Origin of the sequence: Acinetobacter faecalis, from assembly GCF_034187745.1 — a bacterium.
Taxonomy (GTDB): domain Bacteria; phylum Pseudomonadota; class Gammaproteobacteria; order Pseudomonadales; family Moraxellaceae; genus Acinetobacter; species Acinetobacter faecalis.
The window spans coordinates 135,119-152,528 of the sequence record NZ_JAXHPF010000001.1; the positions used below are offsets into that span (position 1 = coordinate 135,119).

The 17,410-nt window shown below is 37.0% G+C and carries 16 protein-coding genes; 8 read left to right on the forward strand and 8 right to left on the reverse strand.

Features of this window, described 5'->3' with window-relative positions; all coding sequences use genetic code 11:
* Positions 1 to 20: 20 nt before the first annotated feature.
* Positions 21 to 1,247, forward strand: a complete 1,227-nt coding sequence (locus tag SKM54_RS00690; RefSeq protein WP_321093615.1) for an SEC-C domain-containing protein — start codon at positions 21 to 23, stop codon at positions 1,245 to 1,247.
* A gap of 41 nt (positions 1,248 to 1,288) precedes the next feature.
* On the opposite strand, the gene gatB is transcribed toward SKM54_RS00690, so the two are convergent.
* The 3 genes from gatB to gatC are packed head-to-tail and all read right to left on the reverse strand — an operon-like array spanning position 1,289 to position 4,614.
* Complete coding sequence (gene gatB / locus SKM54_RS00695) at positions 1,289 to 2,770, reverse strand: Asp-tRNA(Asn)/Glu-tRNA(Gln) amidotransferase subunit GatB (protein WP_321093617.1); 1,482 nt, start codon at positions 2,768 to 2,770, stop codon at positions 1,289 to 1,291.
* Positions 2,770 to 4,248 carry an Asp-tRNA(Asn)/Glu-tRNA(Gln) amidotransferase subunit GatA gene (gatA, locus tag SKM54_RS00700; protein ID WP_321093620.1) on the reverse strand — a complete coding sequence of 493 codons (1,479 nt, stop codon included), beginning with the start codon at positions 4,246 to 4,248 and terminating at the stop codon, positions 2,770 to 2,772. The genes gatB and gatA overlap by 1 nt, the downstream gene beginning before the upstream one ends.
* A 51-nt stretch (positions 4,249 to 4,299) precedes the next feature.
* Positions 4,300 to 4,614, reverse strand: coding sequence for an Asp-tRNA(Asn)/Glu-tRNA(Gln) amidotransferase subunit GatC (gene gatC / locus SKM54_RS00705; RefSeq protein WP_154772504.1), 315 nt, complete (start codon positions 4,612 to 4,614; stop codon positions 4,300 to 4,302).
* Between the two features lie 135 nt (positions 4,615 to 4,749).
* Between gatC and SKM54_RS00710 the strand changes: the two genes are divergently transcribed.
* The 6 genes from SKM54_RS00710 (at position 4,750) to SKM54_RS00735 (ending at position 9,500) form a co-directional block, all read left to right on the forward strand.
* Positions 4,750 to 5,796 (forward strand): rod shape-determining protein, encoded by a 1,047-nt coding sequence (locus tag SKM54_RS00710; protein ID WP_171501245.1) that lies wholly within the window; start codon positions 4,750 to 4,752, stop codon positions 5,794 to 5,796.
* Positions 5,797 to 5,811: 15 nt separating this feature from the next.
* On the forward strand, positions 5,812 to 6,669 hold the full coding sequence (mreC, locus tag SKM54_RS00715) for a rod shape-determining protein MreC (RefSeq protein ID WP_171501246.1): 858 nt from the start codon (positions 5,812 to 5,814) through the stop codon (positions 6,667 to 6,669).
* Positions 6,656 to 7,147, forward strand: coding sequence for a rod shape-determining protein MreD (gene mreD, locus SKM54_RS00720; protein ID WP_154772505.1), 492 nt, complete (start codon positions 6,656 to 6,658; stop codon positions 7,145 to 7,147). The genes mreC and mreD overlap by 14 nt, the downstream gene beginning before the upstream one ends.
* On the forward strand, positions 7,135 to 7,701 hold the full coding sequence (locus SKM54_RS00725) for a Maf family nucleotide pyrophosphatase (protein ID WP_321089540.1): 567 nt from the start codon (positions 7,135 to 7,137) through the stop codon (positions 7,699 to 7,701). The genes mreD and SKM54_RS00725 overlap by 13 nt, the downstream gene beginning before the upstream one ends.
* Before the next feature lie 37 nt (positions 7,702 to 7,738).
* The gene (gene rng, locus SKM54_RS00730) at positions 7,739 to 9,193 is read left to right on the forward strand and encodes a ribonuclease G (protein WP_248101666.1); all 1,455 of its coding nucleotides are present in this window, start codon (positions 7,739 to 7,741) and stop codon (positions 9,191 to 9,193) included.
* A gap of 136 nt (positions 9,194 to 9,329) precedes the next feature.
* A complete protein-coding gene (locus SKM54_RS00735) occupies positions 9,330 to 9,500 on the forward strand; it encodes a PA1571 family protein (protein ID WP_171501247.1) in 171 nt (56 codons plus the stop codon).
* Positions 9,501 to 9,544: 44 nt separating this feature from the next.
* Here the strand turns inward: SKM54_RS00735 and SKM54_RS00740 are convergent, their stop codons facing one another.
* Together SKM54_RS00740 and SKM54_RS00745 are read right to left on the reverse strand one after the other, a co-directional pair.
* Positions 9,545 to 10,915 carry a WS/DGAT/MGAT family O-acyltransferase gene (locus SKM54_RS00740; RefSeq protein WP_321093624.1) on the reverse strand — a complete coding sequence of 457 codons (1,371 nt, stop codon included), beginning with the start codon at positions 10,913 to 10,915 and terminating at the stop codon, positions 9,545 to 9,547.
* Positions 10,916 to 11,092: 177 nt separating this feature from the next.
* Positions 11,093 to 11,827 carry a phosphoadenylyl-sulfate reductase gene (locus SKM54_RS00745; RefSeq protein WP_248101660.1) on the reverse strand — a complete coding sequence of 245 codons (735 nt, stop codon included), beginning with the start codon at positions 11,825 to 11,827 and terminating at the stop codon, positions 11,093 to 11,095.
* A 199-nt stretch (positions 11,828 to 12,026) separates the two neighbouring features.
* Here SKM54_RS00745 and thrH point away from each other — a divergent pair, with 199 nt between their 5' ends.
* Positions 12,027 to 12,644, forward strand: a complete 618-nt coding sequence (gene thrH, locus SKM54_RS00750; RefSeq protein WP_154772510.1) for a bifunctional phosphoserine phosphatase/homoserine phosphotransferase ThrH — start codon at positions 12,027 to 12,029, stop codon at positions 12,642 to 12,644.
* A 58-nt stretch (positions 12,645 to 12,702) separates the two neighbouring features.
* Here thrH and SKM54_RS00755 read toward each other — a convergent pair whose 3' ends face one another.
* The 3 genes from SKM54_RS00755 to SKM54_RS00765 form a co-directional block, all read right to left on the reverse strand.
* Positions 12,703 to 14,094 (reverse strand): outer membrane protein transport protein, encoded by a 1,392-nt coding sequence (locus tag SKM54_RS00755; RefSeq protein WP_321093627.1) that lies wholly within the window; start codon positions 14,092 to 14,094, stop codon positions 12,703 to 12,705.
* A gap of 465 nt (positions 14,095 to 14,559) precedes the next feature.
* Positions 14,560 to 15,687, reverse strand: coding sequence for an OmpP1/FadL family transporter (locus SKM54_RS00760; protein WP_321093629.1), 1,128 nt, complete (start codon positions 15,685 to 15,687; stop codon positions 14,560 to 14,562).
* Between the two features lie 316 nt (positions 15,688 to 16,003).
* The gene (locus SKM54_RS00765) at positions 16,004 to 17,314 is read right to left on the reverse strand and encodes an OmpP1/FadL family transporter (RefSeq protein WP_321093632.1); all 1,311 of its coding nucleotides are present in this window, start codon (positions 17,312 to 17,314) and stop codon (positions 16,004 to 16,006) included.
* Between the last annotated feature and the right edge of the window lie 96 nt (positions 17,315 to 17,410).

The following is a 17,410-nucleotide window of genomic DNA, read 5'->3' on the forward strand; positions in this document are numbered from 1 at the left end:
ATAAATTGAGATTAAAATTAATGAATCATAATCATGTGTTGCTTTCTAATTTCCCTTCACTTTTAGGAACTTTTCGAAGTCTTGATAAGAATGGAAAAGAAGTTCAACAAGTAGAATACAGATATTCAGGTTTCGTGAAAGGCGATGAATATAGAACTTTGATCGAAAATAGTATCGAAAAACTTTTTTTAAGTTTAATGCTATACGATGATATTTATATAAATGACGAAGATTTTTTAAAAGTCGTTAGTTTCATAGGTGTTGAAAACTCAACTAAGTTTCTCGAACGAAAGCTAATTAAAATAATTCCAAGATTTCAAAATCCTAATGTTATTGTTCATAGAAGTAAAAATTTATTACTCAATAAGACTAGGTATGAAGTTGAACCACTTATGTATTTAGGTGGATTGCATGATTTGGATAGAAATTATAAAAAATACTCTGTTAATGAAAGTCATAGATCGAAAATAGTTCAATATTTTGACAATGCACTTATTAATAAAGATGAACGTGATGATTCAATATTTATAAAAAATATAGAAATTATAAAAAATGAAGAAAATATCAACTTTAATAATCTAGATTATAAGACTACCTTCGAGGTTCTAAGACTGTATGAAATTGTAGATAGTTTGCAGTTGCAAAATAGGCATGATTTATCAAATAGTATTATGGATGATTATGCAAAAGATTATTTAGGATCAAAGTTTATTTCAAGTATTGGAAAAATTAACAATGGCAATGAAAAGGTAGAATTATTTGAAAGGGTTAGTGAAAATAAAAGGATTCCTAATTTCTATCAAATGTTTAAGAAAGGAAGTATTGAAATAGATCAAATTCTAGATATAAGAGAAAGTTTTAACTCTAAACTTTTTAGAAATTGGTTTGCAAATCCTGATGTATCCGAACAGGATATTTATTATGAATTATTAAAAGAGCATGGTTTAAGTTCAAAAATAAACTTACTCAAATGGATTGTGCCAACAATCATTGGGATTGTTAATACTCCTCTAGGAGTTGCGGTTTCATTAGTAGAAAATTTTTTTATTTCAAAAATTCTTCAAGGTTGGAATCCCAATTTATTTCTTGATGACGTACTCGGGAAAAAGTTAACTCAATTGGAAAATAATTTTAGAGTCCAAGAGGAAAGGAAAATAATTTTAGAGCGTTTCAAGGGTGTCCAAAGGAATGAACCATGTCCTTGTCAAAGCGGTAAGAAATTTAAAAAATGTCATGGAGTGGATTAAATAAAAAAAACCCGCTTTCGCGGGTTTTTTTTAAGATCAGATCAACCAATCAATTTCTTCATCAATTCATTCACTTGAGCAGGGTTAGCTTTACCTTTCGCTGCTTTCATTACTTGACCAACAAGACCGTTGAAAGCTTTCTCTTTACCAGATTTATACTCTTCAACCATCTTCTCGTTCGCAGCAAGCACTTCCTTAATAATTGCTTCAATTGCGCCTGTATCAGTTTCCTGTTTCAAGCCTTTTTCCGCAATCACTTCATCCGCAGTTTTGCCTTCTTCCCACATAAAGCCAAACACTTGTTTCGCAATTTTGCCGTTAATCGTGTTGTCCACAATACGTGCAATCATACCGCCAAGTTTTTCTGCTGTTACAGGAGAATCCGCTAATTCTAAGCCTGCTTTGTTTAAAGCACCTGAGAATTCACCCATTACCCAGTTTGCAGCAACTTTACCTTGTGTAGCGCCACCAGCAGCTTTCACGACTTCTTCATAAAACTCTGACATTTCACGTGTAAGCGTTAAAACGTGAGCATCGTACTCAGTTACGCCAAAGTCCGCTACAAAACGCGCACGACGTGCAGCAGGAAGCTCAGGCATAGTCGCTTTAATTGCTTCAATTTGCTCATCTGCAATAATCACAGGTAACAAGTCTGGGTCAGGGAAGTAGCGGTAATCGTTCGCTTCTTCTTTAGAACGCATTGAACGCGTTTCCATTTTCACAGGATCGAACAAACGTGTTTCTTGGTCGATTGTGCCATCCCATTCCAAAATTTCCATTTGACGTTCAATTTCAACATTAATCGCTTGTTCAATGAAACGGAATGAGTTTAAGTTTTTCAATTCACAACGTGTACCAAATTCATTACCCGGACGACGTAAAGATACGTTACAGTCACAACGGAATGAACCTTCCGCCATGTTACCGTCAGAAATACCTAACCAACGAACAAGCGTGTGAATCGCTTTAATGTAGGCAACAGCTTCTTCAACAGAACGCATATCTGGTTCAGATACAATTTCAAGAAGCGGTGTACCTGCACGGTTCAAGTCGATACCTGACATGCCTTCAAATTGGTCATGAATTGATTTACCTGCATCTTCCTCTAAATGCGCACGTGTTACGCCAATGCGTTTTACAGTGCCATCTTCAAGCTGAATGTCGATATGACCCAAGCCCACAATTGGGTTGTCCATTTGGCTAATTTGGTAGCCTTTAGGAGAATCTGGGTAGAAGTAGTTTTTACGTGCAAATACAGAAGCTTGGTCGATGTAAGCATCAATACCCAAACCAAAGCGAATTGCTAAATCAACCACTTCTTTATTTAATACAGGTAATACGCCCGGCATTGCTAAATCTACAAGGCTTGCTTGTGTGTTTGGGTCGTTACCAAAAACAGTTGAAGAACCTGAGAAAATTTTAGAATTCGTTGCAAGCTGTGTGTGAATCTCGATACCAATAACGACTTCCCAGCCATCAATCAAAAGAGATTTTGGTTTAGCTGTTTTTTGAGCTTGAGCCATTATGCATTCTCCTCTGCAATTGCCGCACGTTTGGTATGCCAATCTGTTGCTTGTTGATACTGATGTACCACAGACAATAATTGAGATTCTGACCAGTAGTTACCAATAAGCTGTAAGCCAACAGGTAAGTTGTTTTTGTCGAAACCAACAGGCGCGTTAATTGCAGGTAAGCCAGCTAAGTTCACTGCCAATGTGTAAATGTCGCCCAAATACATTTCAGTTGGGCTTAAATTTGCACCAATTTTATATGCAGTTGTTGGTGCAGAAGGTGCTGCAATTACATCTACAGATTCAAAAGCTTTTAAGAAATCTTGTTGAATTAAACGACGTACTTTTTGCGCTTTCACGTAGTACGCATCGTAGTAACCCGCAGATAACGCATAGGTGCCAATTAAGATACGACGTTGAACTTCTGTTCCAAAACCTTCTGAACGAGAACGTTTGTACAAGTCCATTAAGTCAACAGGGTTTTCACAGCGGTAGCCGTAACGAACACCATCAAAACGTTGTAAGTTTGAAGATGCTTCAGCAGGTGCAATGAGGTAGTAAGTTGGAACATAAGCTTCAGTCATGTTGAGGTCAATCTCAACAAGAATTGCCCCCATTTCTTCTAACTTTTTAAGAGATTCTTCAACACGTGCTTTAACGTCTGCATCTAAACCTTGAACATTGAAGTACTGTTTAGGAATACCAATACGTAAACCTTTTACAGATGTACCATTTAGGTTTGAAACATAGTCATCAACTTCTTTTTGTACAGATGTTGAGTCTTTTGCATCGTGACCTGCCATTACGTTCATCAGGTATGCACAGTCTTCAGCAGAACGTGCCATTGGACCGCCTTGATCCATTGATGATGCATAAGCAATCATACCAAAACGAGATACACGACCGTATGTTGGTTTTAAACCTGTTAAGCCACAGAAAGATGCAGGTTGACGAATTGAACCGCCAGTATCTGTACCTGTAGCAAAGGGTGCTAAATCGGCAGCGACAACCGCAGCAGAACCACCAGAAGAGCCACCCGGAACGTGTTCTAAGTTCCAAGGGTTTTTTGTAGAACCAAAATGCGGGTTTTCCGAGGTAGAGCCCATGGCAAATTCGTCCATGTTTACTTTACCAAGTGTTACTAAGCCCGCAGCTTTACCTTTCGCTACAACGGTTGCGTCGTAAGGAGAGATAAAATTATCCAGCATTTTAGAACCAGCAGTGGTTTTAATGCCTTGGGTACAAAAAATATCTTTATGTGCAATAGGTAAGCCGGTAAGCGTAGTTGCATGACCTGCTTTAATAGCTGCATCGGCAGCATCTGCTTGAGCTAAAGCTTGTTCGGCTGTAACCGTAATATAAGATTGAACTTGCGTATCAATTTTTGCGATACGCTTTAAATAATGTTCGGTAAGTTCTCGTGATGAGAATTTGGCTTGTGCTAAACCCTCTGAAAGTTCACGAATCGATAAGCGATGTAAATCTGACATATGAAGTATTCTTTACGTATATATGAAATAAATGGTCAACTGAATAAAAAATTATTCGATCACACGAGGAACTAAGTACAAGCCTTCCTGAACAGCAGGAGCTACAGCTTGATATTCTTCGCGGTGATTATTTTCAGTCACCACGTCTTCACGTAATGGTTGAGGATTGTCAAATGGGCTCTTTAAAGGCTCTACACCGTCAGTGTCGATGCTCTTTAACGTGTCCATCATTCCTAGAATTTTATTTAAACTTTCAGCGTATTCAGTAGATTGTGCGTCATTTAAAGAAAGTCGCGCAAGGTGTGCAATCTGTGATACGGTTTGTGCATTTAAATCTTCAGAATGCTGTGCATCTGATGTAGACATAACATCACCTAAAATCAGTATTAAAAAAAAATCAAAAATATCATGCGATATAATAAGCGATTGACTTGTTCAAATCATCACATTTAGTTAAAGTTGTCGCTTGCGCTCACATAACGATTAATAGAGAACGACTCCGTGATTCTAAAACGACTAATTGGCTTGTTTTCACCAGACTTGGCCATAGACCTTGGTACAGCGAATACCCTTATTTATGCTCCAGGACGGGGCATTATATTAAACGAGCCCACAGTTGTGGCAATCCGTCATAGTGGTTCTCAAAAAATCGTTGCCGCTGTAGGCCTTGATGCTAAACAGATGTTAGGCCGTACGCCAGCAAATATTTCTGCAATTCGCCCAATGAAAGACGGCGTTATTGCTGACTTTGAAGTCACAGAAACTATGTTGAACCAATTTATAAGTAAAGTACATGAAAAACGCTTATTTCCACCAGCACCTCGTGTAGTGGTTTGTGTTCCATGTAAGTCTACATTGGTTGAACGTCGCGCAATTCGTGAAGCAGTATACAATGCTGGCGCACGTGATGTGCGATTAATTGAAGAACCAATGGCAGCTGCTATTGGTGCAGGTATGCCTGTTGAGCAAGCTTGTGGTTCTATGGTTGTAGATGTTGGTGGTGGTACCACTGAAATCGCAATTATTTCTCTACAAGGTTGTGTATATGCAGATTCACTACGTATTGGTGGTGATGTGTTTGATGAGCAAATTATTAACTATGTACGTAAAGCGCATGGTTGTGTAATTGGTGAAACAACTGCAGAAAATATTAAGAAAGAAGTAGGCATGGCAATGCCAAATGAAGGTGAAAAACCTTTAGAAATTGAAGTTCGTGGTCGTAATCTTGCAGAAGGTGTGCCGCGTTCAATTACTGTAACTTCAGATGAAATTTCACAAGCTATTTCAGACCCGTTACAAAGTATTGTTCAAGCGGTTAAATCTGCACTTGAACAAACACCTCCTGAATTATCTTCAGATATCGCAGAACGCGGTATTGTATTAACAGGTGGTGGTGCATTACTTCGCAATTTAGACAAGCTTCTAGCACAAGAAACAGGATTGCCTGTTGTTGTTGCGGAAGAGCCACTGACTTGCGTAACACGTGGTGGTGGTAAAGTATTAGAATTATTCGATAATCCAAACCACGATATGTTATTTGTAGGCTAATAAAAGGAAAGGCGGGTGCAAGCAAATCTGTTTTCAAGACAACCGCCATCTTTTCGCTCTTTTATTATTGCGGTAATTACGTGTTTGGTTGTGCTATTTTTTAATTGGCGCATGCCACACGTGGTTCAACCTGCAAGAGATGTCTTGTCTACGGCTTTTAATCCAATATATGCCGTGGCAAGTTATCCTGTATTGTCGAGAGAATGGCTAAGCCGTCAAAGTAAGTCTGAAGCTCAATTGCGCCGTGAAAATACAGCAATGCAAGCTGAACTTTTACAGGCAAATGTACGCTTACAAAAACTTTCAGAACTTTCTGCCGAAAATACCCGCTTAAGAGGTTTATTAGATACGCCCCTTATTTTAGATGGTCGTATGGAAATTTCTGAAGTTATTGGAACAGATGCAGATCCTTTACGTCATATTATTGTGATTAACCGTGGTTCTCATAATCAGTTAAAGGTCGGACAAACCGTACTTGATGATAAGGGGATTATGGGGCAAATCATTTCAGTATTACCTCGTAGTAGTCGTGTTATGTTGTTATCCGACAAAGAGCATTCATTATCTGTGCGTTTAGAACGTAGTGGAATGCGTGCAATTGTGTCTGGTACAGGCGATTTAGGTATGCTGAAAATGGAGTATGTTCCAACAAGTGCCGATATTAAAGTGGGTGAGAAAGTTTATAGTTCAGGTTTGGGTGAAAGTTTTCCTGCGGGTTATTTGGTGGGAACTGTAGCAAAAGTAAGTAGACATAACACGGGTGAGTTTGCGCATATTGATATTACACCTGCAGCTCAATTGGCGGGTGGTCATCATGTGGTTGTGTTATTTTCAAATTCTTTAGCGCAGGAGCAACCAGATGCCGATCGCTAAATTAGCCACAAAAAAACCATCTGATCCATTATTTCCAATTATTTTTTCAGTAATTCTTGCTTCTGTATTAACTGTTTATCCATTGTCGTATGATCTTTCAGGATGGCGTCCTGCATTTATGTTCATGGTGATGCTGTTTTGGGTAATGTGTCAGCCAACATGGTGTGGTGTTTGGTTTGCATTTGGAACAGGCTTGTTTGCAGATTTACTTATGGATGCACCTTTGGGCTTAAATGCTTTAAGTTTTGTCTGTATTACTTTTTTTGCTCGATACTTTACTCGTGAGCGACGAATACTGACATTTGCGAATATTTGGGTCATCGCATTACTGGCAATTACAGTCCACATTGCTTTTATATTTATATTACAAGTGTTGTGGGGGATGAATTTCCCACTCGCACGTCATTGGCAACCTTTGCTTAGTACAATTTTAGTTTGGCCAGTTTTTTATTATATGTTTAAAAAATGGCGCATATAATTCTAGCTTCAAGTTCACCACGCAGACGTGAACTTTTACAGCAACTTGGTCTAAACTTCGATATTCATAGTCCAGATATTGATGAGTCTGTTTTAGAACAAGAATCTGTTAAGCAATATGTTGAGCGTTTGGCTTGCACAAAAGCTGAAGCAGTTTTTCAGCAATATCCAAACTCAATTATTATTGCTGCAGATACAACAGTGGCAGTGGATCATCATATTTTAGGTAAGCCTGAATCTAAACAACATGCTTTTGAAATGTGGCAATTAATGTCGGGGCGAAAGCATAATGTTTTTACTGGGGTATGCGTACACACAAAACAAGAAAAATTAAGTATAGTGGTATGCACAGAAGTGGAGTTTCAAACGCTCAGTCTTAATGATATGGAAAGTTATTGGGACACAGGTGAGCCAATAGGAAAAGCAGGGGGCTATGCAATTCAAGGTATTGCAGCTCGCTATATTTCAAAGATTTTAGGTAGCTATACCAATGTGGTGGGCTTGCCATTGCATGAAACAGCACAGTTATTACAGACAGTTAAGGCACTAAATTAACTGCTGAAAAGAATTTTATAATGTCTTGAGTTTTGTTATGTCTGAAGAGTTACTGATTAATGTAACCCCAATGGAGTGTCGGGTTGCATTAATTCAAAATGGCACAGTCAATGAGCTGTTCGTTGAGCGTGATGCTAAACGTGGTTTAGTGGGTAATATCTACAAAGGTAAAATTGTTCGTGTGCTACCAGGTATGCAAGCTGCGTTTGTGGATATTGGTTTATCACGTACGGCATTTTTGCATATTAACGATATGGTTTGGCCTAAGAATCAACCAGCACCGAATGTTTTTGATCTTTTACATGTTGGGCAGATTTTAACTGTTCAAGTTATGAAAGACATGTTGGGCACGAAAGGTGCTCGTCTAAGTACTGATCTTTCCATTCCATCTCGCTATTTAGTTCTCATGCCTTATGGTAATCATATAGGTGTGTCGCAACGCATTGAGTCTAGCGAAGAGCGTGATCGTTTGAGAAGCATGATTGAGCGTATTCAGGAAACGCATAAGCTACCTGGCTCTGTTATTGTTCGTACGGCTGCAGATGGTGTTGAGGAAGAAGCTATTGCACAAGATATGGCATATCTTGCGAAGCTTTGGGAACATATTCAGCGTAAACAAAAAAGTATTGCTGTGCCTTCCTTAATATTTGAAGAGTTACCACTTCCACAGCGTGTAATACGCGATTTAGCAAATGAAAATACAGCTAAAATCCATATAGATTCACGTGAAGTTTTCTCTAAGCTTCAAGAGTTTGTAGAAGAGTTTGTACCAAATATGAAGGATCGTCTTCTTCATTATCCTGGTGAGCGTCCAATCTTCGATTTATACAATGTTGAAGAAGATATTCAAAAAGCACTACAAACACGTGTGGCTTTAAAGTCTGGCGGTTATTTGATGATTGATCAGACCGAAGCAATGACCACTATTGATGTAAATACAGGGTCATATGTAGGTGGTCGATCTTTAGAAGACACGGTATTTAAAACCAATATGGAAGCGACGCAAGTTATTGTGCGTCAGCTACGTCTTCGAAACTTAGGCGGCATCATTATTATTGACTTTATTGATATGCAAGAAGCACATCATAGAGAAGAAGTTTTATCGCAATTTGAGCGTATGCTAGAACGTGATCATGCAAAAACAAAAATTACGCAAGTGTCAGAGCTTGGCTTGGTTGAAATGACGCGCAAGCGTACACGTGAATCACTTGAACATTTGCTTTGTGAGTCGTGTCCAACCTGTCAAGGGCGTGGATATGTGAAAACGGCGGAGTCAATTTGTTACGAAATATTTCGAGAGATCATGAGATATGCACGTGCATTTGAATCTCAGAGTGGCTTTACTGTTGTTGCCCATCCTTTGGTAATTGATCGACTTTTAACGGCAGAAGCGACGGCTGTCGCAGATTTAGAGCATTTTGTGAATCGTGTAATAAAATTCCAAGTCGAGAATTTATATACGCAAGAGCAATATGATATCATTTTAAGTTAAAATTGTAACAGAATATCGCTAAACAGTTGTTACATCTCTGATTTTACTTTTATTTGTGAATTACTAATACTTAACTCATGTAATAGCCAAAGCTATTTCAGCACTCGAAATAGCTTAAGCAAGTGAGATAAAAAAGATGAGTATGAGCAAAGCAATCGTAAAAAAAGGCTTAAAAGTTTTAGATTCAACAACAAAAAATCATTCATATTTAGTGGATGCTGAAGGTAAAGAAGTACAAATTACGTCAACAATGGTGCGTAATGTATGTACTCAGTTGTTAAATCAATGTCGTAAAATTAAGAATTAAAAATAAGGGGCTTTTTATAACCCCTTATTTTTTTGTCTTTAATTTTATATTTTTAAAATTTCTATATCTTTAATCAATAGTTCAAAATTTTGAATTTCTTCTTCTAAGTGGGTAAGTAAATTCTGCATTTTAGGCAAAGCATTGCGACATGCAGTTAGGCCAACTTCCAACTTATCTAAATAGCTTGTCATTGTAATATTAAGTGCCTGACCATCTAACACAATAGAAGCAGGGTACAAGGCATCTAATTTTGCACCATTCCAGTATAAAGGCTCGGATGGCCCTGGAACATTCGAAATAACAAGGTTGAAGGCTTGGCGTTTTGGCATTAAGCCAGATGCAATATTCAAACCTGCTGCACTATAAACAAAAGCACTGTAATTTAGAATTTGACTTGAGTTCATACGCTTAAATTTTTGTTTCGCATTTAACATGCTACGACGAATTATTTGTAAACGCTCTAAAGGTTCTTCTTTATGTGTACCTAAATTTGCCAAAATCATAGTGATACGGTTTGATAGGTCTGAATTATCATCACGTACAGATGCAGGTACCATGGCAATTAATGGTTTCTTTGGCAAAGCATTTTGTGTAATTAGATATTCTCTTAAAGCACCTGAACATACTGCAAGAACAACGTCGTTAATTGTGACATTGAGCGCCTTAGCAATCGCAGTTAAGCGTGAAAATTCATAAGATTGTGCAGCAAAACGACGAGATGAACTAACACGCTGATTTAAAATACTGCTCGGTGCCTGAAAGCTAGAAACATAATCTGGGTTGCGCCCAATATCTTTGGTAATGGTTTGAGATAATTCGTAAAGCACGCCTGGAGTCGATTCTAATTGGCTTTTAACTGTAGCGATGAAGCCTTTAATTTTACTCGATTTAGGCTGTTTTAGGCGCTTTGCACGAGGTCCTTCAACACACCAAGGTGGAACAATACTTTTGGCATCTGGATCGTGTGATAAAGATTTTTCAACAAGGCGCATGCCTGCAATACCATCTACCATTGCATGATGTATTTTGAAATACATTGCAAAACGATTGCCTTCAATACCTTCAATAATATTGCATGTCCATAATGGCTTAGCACGGTCAAGTAATGCGCTGTGCTCTTGTGAAATATAAGTGAGTAATTCACGAATACGACCTGGTTGTGGAAGTGCAATATGTCTAAAGTGATGATCTAAATCGAACTCTTGGTCTTCATCCCAAAATAATCCATTCAATTTGTTGTTAAAAGGTGGAATTGGAATAGATTTTGAAGTGCGAATATCGGCAACTAAGTCTTGAATAAAAGAAGCAGGTGCATTGTCTGGAATTTGGAATAAAAAGAGACCGCCTACATGCATAGGTTGTTGACGTTTTTCTAGGGAAAGAAAAATAAAATCAATCGGGTGTAATGGACGCATATTGCTGGTTGCCTCATTGCAATGCTAACGCTACTCCTGTATGAGCGGCCTTATTAGTATTATTTAAATATTATGAAATTATAGCGGTTATTTGATAAAAAAGAATGAATTAATATGTATGCATAAGTCTAAAAAACCACGATAAACGTGGTTAATTTTAGAAATATCTATTTGGGATTATTTTTTCAAGTTGCCCGAATGCAAACCACATTCTTTATGTGTTGCTTCTTCCCACCACCAACGACCTTCACGTTCATGTTGATTAGGTAAAACAGGGCGTGTACATGGTTCACATCCAATAGAAGTAAAACCACGTTCATGTAATGGATTATATGGAATTTCCATCATACGAATATAATTCCAAACATCAGCACTAGACCAGTTTGCAAGCGGATTATATTTAATAAGCTGCTTACCTTCGCCTGAAAATCCTACATCATGTTGAATAACAGGAATTTCTGTACGAGTGCCAGGGCTTTGATCTTTACGTTGACCTGTAATCCAACCATCTAAAGTTGCAAGTTTTTTACGAAGTGGTTGAACTTTACGAATACCGCAACATTCTTTGTGATCATCTTGATAAAAACTAAAGAAGCCTTTATTTGTTACCAATTCTTGAACTGCACTCGATTCAGGAAAACATATTTCAATATCAATTTTATAATGTTTACGAACTTGGTCTATAAATTGATACGTTTCAGCATGAAGGCGACCAGTGTCTAAACTAAAAACACGAAAGGGTTTACCTAAATGTGATGCCATATCAATAAGAACAACATCTTCTGCACCTGAAAATGAAATGGCAATTTCACCTTCTTGGCTAAGTGCAAGTTCTAAAATTTCATTAGGAGATTTGTCTGTATATTCAGATGCAAGAGCATCGACAAGATCAATTGTAGGGATAGTTGTCATGAGTGTCCTGGCTATAGGCTTGGCTACATCTAAACCTATATTAATTTATTTCACATGCATTTTAATAGAAATGAAATAACAGACTTATCACTAAAAAATAAATACTTATGAAGAAAATAGATTTATAAAGCAATACTGTTATTAAAATGCTTCAGTTATGATAGTGCTAAATTTTTCATGCAGATAAAAGGGGAATATCATGGAAGTTGTTTGTCTTGATTTAGAAGGGGTTTTAGTTCCAGAGATTTGGATTAATTTCGCAAAGAAAACTGGAATTAAAGAGTTAGAAGCGACAACACGTGATATTCCTGATTATGATGTTTTGATGACTCAGCGTTTAAATATTTTAAAAGAACATGGTTTGGGCTTAAACGATATTCAAGATGTAATTGCTGAAATGGGACCTTTTGAAGGTGCAAAAGAGTTTGTTGAATGGGTAAGTACACATTTCCAATTGATTATTTTGTCAGATACATTCTATGAATTTGCTCATCCATTAATGAAGCAATTGGGTTGGCCTACAATTTTCTGTCATAAATTAGAAACTGATGAAAATGGCGTTATTACAAATTATAAACTTCGCCAGCCAGATCAAAAACGTAAAGCTGTTCAAGCATTACATGGTTTAAATTTCCGTGTGATTGCGGCAGGCGATTCTTACAATGACACAACAATGCTTGGCGAAGCAGATGCAGGCTTCTTATTTGATGCACCTGAAAATGTGATTGCAGAGTTTCCACAATTTCCACCAATTCATGGCTATGCTGCATTAAAAGAAGCAATTCGTAATGCTTCAAACCGTGATATTCCTGCTTAATTTATATAGGTTAAATAGTAAAAAAGGCGCATTAAGCGCCTTTTTTATATTCTAAGTATTAGAATTTATAACCAATTTTCATGCTGTAACCAATGGCATGGTTGTTCTCGAATTCAGCAGCTGTGATATCTGTGCCAAAATAACTAGCAACCTGTGCTTTTGCATCGCCTAGTGCAAAATATTTAACACCTGCTTGAATAAATGATTGTGGAGTAGGGCTATACTGACCACCAAGACCAACACTCCAGTAACCATTTGTTGGTCCAAGTGTAGATACAGGATTTCCTGCACCAGAATCCCATCCAACCATAACGGTACCAGCCCATTGGTCATTGAACTTACGACCAACACCAACGTTTGCGGAAATTTGATCTTTTTCGTAAGCGATTAAATCAAAACCACGCGGAGTACCAGCAGCGGTTTGAGTTAATTGAGAAGATAATTGGCCAAATTTGTTTGGTCGTATTTTAAAATTAGACCAATCCACCCAACGTAACTGCGCAAATGCAACAGTATTTTCCATAATACCGGTTTGGAAATCTAAATTTAAAGATTGTGGTGTTTTAATTTTGGTCTCTGCAATTTCATATTTACCTTTATTCATTAATGGAACTTTAGTTCCCATTAAAATATTTGAAGGCATTTGTTCTTCAATCATTACACTATGTGAAATTTCAGAACGATATGTTAATGAAGCTTTAAGTGCAATTTCTGGAATTTGATATGCAAAACCTGCGAGCCAACCTACAGATGAATTATCATCAATTTTTGCTTTATATCCTGTATATCGAGAAGTTGTTGTTGGACCATCTTTAATATTAGCTGTACCCGAGCAAGAAGTAGCAGACAGGCAGATGACTCCGCCTAATGGGCCATAGGCTGCTCCATGGAGGTTAACTTTACCACTCACTACTTGATATACTGGGCCTGCATAGATATTCCAGTTTTTAGTAGGTTGGAATCCAAATATGAAAGATAAATTTTTTGTATCTACTTCAACATTTGTTGCTTCATTACCGTAAGTGAAAGCACCAATTTCTCTGTTACCTAATTGACCTATATTAGTACCTGATGGTTTAAATCTTGTATCTTTATCAGAATATTTAGCATTGGCTCCAAAAGGTTGATCGTAAATCAATCCAAAAGAAAGCTTATCTGTCATTTGAGCTTTAAAAGCTGCATTGTAAAAGTGATAGCTTTCAGCCATATCTCCAAGGTTACTACCTTGGATATCTTGAGATAGGGAAGGAGAACTACTTGGCATGCTAAAATCTGAATTTAGTTTCCCACTTACATTAGCATCTAATAAAGAAACACCAGCTTCAACATAATTCCCAGGCTGTAAAAATGACTGAATTGATTGACCTGAACGATCTAATGCCGCTGCAAATGCCCCAGTTGTAGCAAAACTAGATAATAAAATAGCACTGGTTAAAGTTTTTAATTTCATACTTATTAATTTCCTTGAGTGACTCAAATAACACCAATCAATGTGTTAGGTAGAAACGTGATATGTATTTCATTTATTTTCATATCGTTATCGGAAAATAGCAGAATAAAAAAAAGAGTAAATGCTCTAAAAAATAAAAATCCTGTCATTTTTACTATTGACATGTTTTTTTAAGGTTATTAATTCGTTAAGATGTTGATATGTATTATTAAAATGTAATTATTAAAATATAATATATAAATAGGTATTTTATCAATTGTTTAATTATTAATCATTTGGTAAAAATATTTAAAAAATTATTAATGGATAAGTGTGATGATTTTATGGCGTTAAGGGGGATAAGCATGATTTTAAATACAATATCATTTCAGATAGTCAAAGAATATTAATAAGAAAATTATAAATTTTTATAAGAAGATAAGATTGAAAAAAGGCGCATTAAGCGCCTTTTTTATATTCTAAATATTAGAACTTATAACCAATTTTCATACCATAACCAATTGCATGGTTATTGGTGAATTCACCAACGGGGTTACTGCCAGTTTGAGCAGTTGCATCACCTAACCAGAAGTATTTAACACCAGCTTGAATGAAATAGTTTTCAGCAGGGCTATATTGACCACCTAAACCAACACTCCAATAACCTTCTGTTGGGCCAAGTGTAGTCACAGGGTTACCTGCGCCAGAGTCATAACCTACAGCAGCAGTAGCAGCCCATTTACTATTGAATTTGTGTGATGCGCCAATAGTTGCTGAGTATTGATCATCTGAATAAGAGATTAAATCTTGTTTTGCTAAGCTATTAAGTAAATTAGGGCTTACAACAAATTGATCCCAATGTACCCAACGTAAATTAGCAAAAACTAAAGTGTTTTGTGAAACGCCAGTTTGTAAATCAATATTTACAGATTGTGGGGTAATAGCTTCTACAGATGAATAAGTATCATATAAAGGTGTAGCATTGTGATTTTCGAAAGAGCTTGCTTTATGCTTAATTTCAGAGCGATATGTAACCGCAGCTTTTAAAGCAATTTCAGGTTTTGAATAAGCAAAACCTGCTGCCCAACCATAAGCTTCTTTTTGATCAACTTGAATGTTGTATCCACTTAATGAGCTATATGCTGCACCACGTAATGCAATATCAGCTTCAACCGTTTGCCATACTGGACCTGCATAAAAATTCCAGTTTTCTGTAGGTTGGTAACCTACTAAAGCAGTAATATTGTTGGTACGAACTTTTACACTTGTGCCTTCATTTAGTGCGGTAGAGGCAAAATCAGAACCATCAACACCATATTGAGCATCTGCACCAAAGGGTTGGTCGTATAGTAAACCAAATGAAATTTTATCTGTTGCTTGAATTTTTACAGCAGCAGAAGCAAAAACATAGTCATCCCCCATGTCACTTACTGTATTGCCATTATTGTCTGTACCTTCAACAGTTGGGTCTAATACAGAAAGACCTGCTTCTGCATAATTACCAGGCTGTAAAAATGCTGAAATAGATTGACCTGAACGATCTAAGCCAGCAGCCATTGTGCTTAAAGGAAATGTAATTAGTGTAAGTGCAAGACAAAGTTTGTTGAGCTTCATGGTCTTTCCCTGATGCTATTTGTAACTAAAAGTGGTGGAAAAGTAACACAAATTAAAAAAGAGTAAATACTCGAATTTATAAAAACATAAACTTACGAGGTTAAATAAACACGGATCTAGAGTAATTAATCTAATAAATAAAGCTATGTTTATGATTAATAAGTGGAATTATATAAAAGCTGGATTTATGCAGTTTGTTACTCGATTGCTTGAAATTTCAACAAATAAAACATAAATATAAAAACTTAATCTTTTACAATAAAAAAGACCATTCAAATGAATGGTCTTTTAGATTTAAAACTAAGAGTTTAATTTTTTAGAATTTGTAACCAATTTTCAGACCATAGCCAATTGCATGGTTACCCTCGAAATCGGCAATATATTGATCTGTGCCGAATTGTGCACCAGACTGTGCTTTAGCATCACCTAGCCAGAAGTATTTAACGCCAGCTTGGATGAAGTAATCTGGTGCAGGGCTATATTGTGCACCTACACCCACATTCCAATAGCCTTCAGTTGGCCCAAGTGTTGTTACAGGGTTACCTGCACCTGAATCCCAACCTACAGAAACGTTAGCACCCCATTTTTCAGATAGTTTACGACCAACACCAACGTTTGCAGACCATTGGTCTTTTGAATAAGCAACTAGGTCAAAACCTTTTCCACCAGTAGCTTGGGTTGCAGATGCTGCAGCTTTGCTAAATGCATATGGACGAATAGAAAAATCTTTCCAATTAACCCAGCGTACATTAGCAAAAGCAACAGTGTTTTCCATAATACCAGTTTGGAAATCAATGTTTACAGACTGAGGGGTTGTAATATTTGTATCACCACCACCATTATTCATATTCACTACAGTCCCTAGGTTTGATTCTAAAGGTGCTGATGAGCTCTCTTTGATTTTAATGTTGTGCTTAATTTCTGAGCGATATGTTACAGCTGCTTTTAATGCAATTTCTGGAATTTGGTATGCAATACCAGCTAGCCATCCATAATCACCATCTTTATCAATTTGAGCTTTATAGCCATTTAGACCATTTTTGCCACCATAAGCAGTACCATAAAGTTCAACATTTCCTTCAACTTGTTGATATACAGCACCAGCATATAGATTCCAATTTTTTGTTGGCTGGTAACCTAAAATTAATGACAAGCTGTGAGTGTCAACTTCAACAGATGTACCATTACCTTGTCCATCATGGAATACACCAATATTACTGATGCCAGCACCAGCACTTCCTGGAGCGCCTAAAGTTGGTGTTGTTTTAGTATTAGTTTTATATGATGCAGCTGCGCCGAATGGTTGGTCATAAAGAAGACCGATAGAAAAGTTTTCATTAGCTTGAATTTTAACTGCTGCTGTAGGGAAGTAGTAATTATCTGCCATTGATCCTACATCAGAGTTATTTATGCCAGCTGCTGCAACATTGCCACTCCCAGCATCATAATTACTATGTGTTTTACCCGAAACATTTGCATCTAGAACAGAAATACCCGCTTCTGCATAGTTACCAGGCTGTAAAAAAGCTGAAATAGATTGACCTGAGCGATCCAATGCTGCTGCAAAAGCACCAGTCATTGGTACAGTTGCAAGAATCATAGCTGTGCTAAGAGTTTTTAATTTCATTGTTCATTTTCCCTTGAATGTAAGTCTCATCACTTTTTTGTTTAGTTTGTGGTGATTGGAGATAACGGCTTTACAAACCGTAATCAAAAGTTACTC

What these genes read in the sequence shown, in the direction of transcription:
- SKM54_RS00690 (WP_321093615.1), top strand. Translation starts at nt 21, where the DNA reads ATGAATCATAATCATGTGTTGCTTTCTAATTTCCCTTCACTTTTAGGA.
- gatB (WP_321093617.1), bottom strand. Translation starts at nt 2,770, where the DNA reads ATGGCTCAAGCTCAAAAAACAGCTAAACCAAAATCTCTTTTGATTGAT.
- gatA (WP_321093620.1), bottom strand. Translation starts at nt 4,248, where the DNA reads ATGTCAGATTTACATCGCTTATCGATTCGTGAACTTTCAGAGGGTTTA.
- gatC (WP_154772504.1), bottom strand. Translation starts at nt 4,614, where the DNA reads ATGTCTACATCAGATGCACAGCATTCTGAAGATTTAAATGCACAAACC.
- mreD (WP_154772505.1), top strand. Translation starts at nt 6,656, where the DNA reads ATGCCGATCGCTAAATTAGCCACAAAAAAACCATCTGATCCATTATTT.
- SKM54_RS00725 (WP_321089540.1), top strand. Translation starts at nt 7,135, where the DNA reads ATGGCGCATATAATTCTAGCTTCAAGTTCACCACGCAGACGTGAACTT.
- rng (WP_248101666.1), top strand. Translation starts at nt 7,739, where the DNA reads ATGTCTGAAGAGTTACTGATTAATGTAACCCCAATGGAGTGTCGGGTT.
- SKM54_RS00735 (WP_171501247.1), top strand. Translation starts at nt 9,330, where the DNA reads ATGAGTATGAGCAAAGCAATCGTAAAAAAAGGCTTAAAAGTTTTAGAT.
- SKM54_RS00740 (WP_321093624.1), bottom strand. Translation starts at nt 10,915, where the DNA reads ATGCGTCCATTACACCCGATTGATTTTATTTTTCTTTCCCTAGAAAAA.
- SKM54_RS00745 (WP_248101660.1), bottom strand. Translation starts at nt 11,827, where the DNA reads ATGACAACTATCCCTACAATTGATCTTGTCGATGCTCTTGCATCTGAA.
- thrH (WP_154772510.1), top strand. Translation starts at nt 12,027, where the DNA reads ATGGAAGTTGTTTGTCTTGATTTAGAAGGGGTTTTAGTTCCAGAGATT.
- SKM54_RS00755 (WP_321093627.1), bottom strand. Translation starts at nt 14,094, where the DNA reads ATGAAATTAAAAACTTTAACCAGTGCTATTTTATTATCTAGTTTTGCT.
- SKM54_RS00760 (WP_321093629.1), bottom strand. Translation starts at nt 15,687, where the DNA reads ATGAAGCTCAACAAACTTTGTCTTGCACTTACACTAATTACATTTCCT.
- SKM54_RS00765 (WP_321093632.1), bottom strand. Translation starts at nt 17,314, where the DNA reads ATGAAATTAAAAACTCTTAGCACAGCTATGATTCTTGCAACTGTACCA.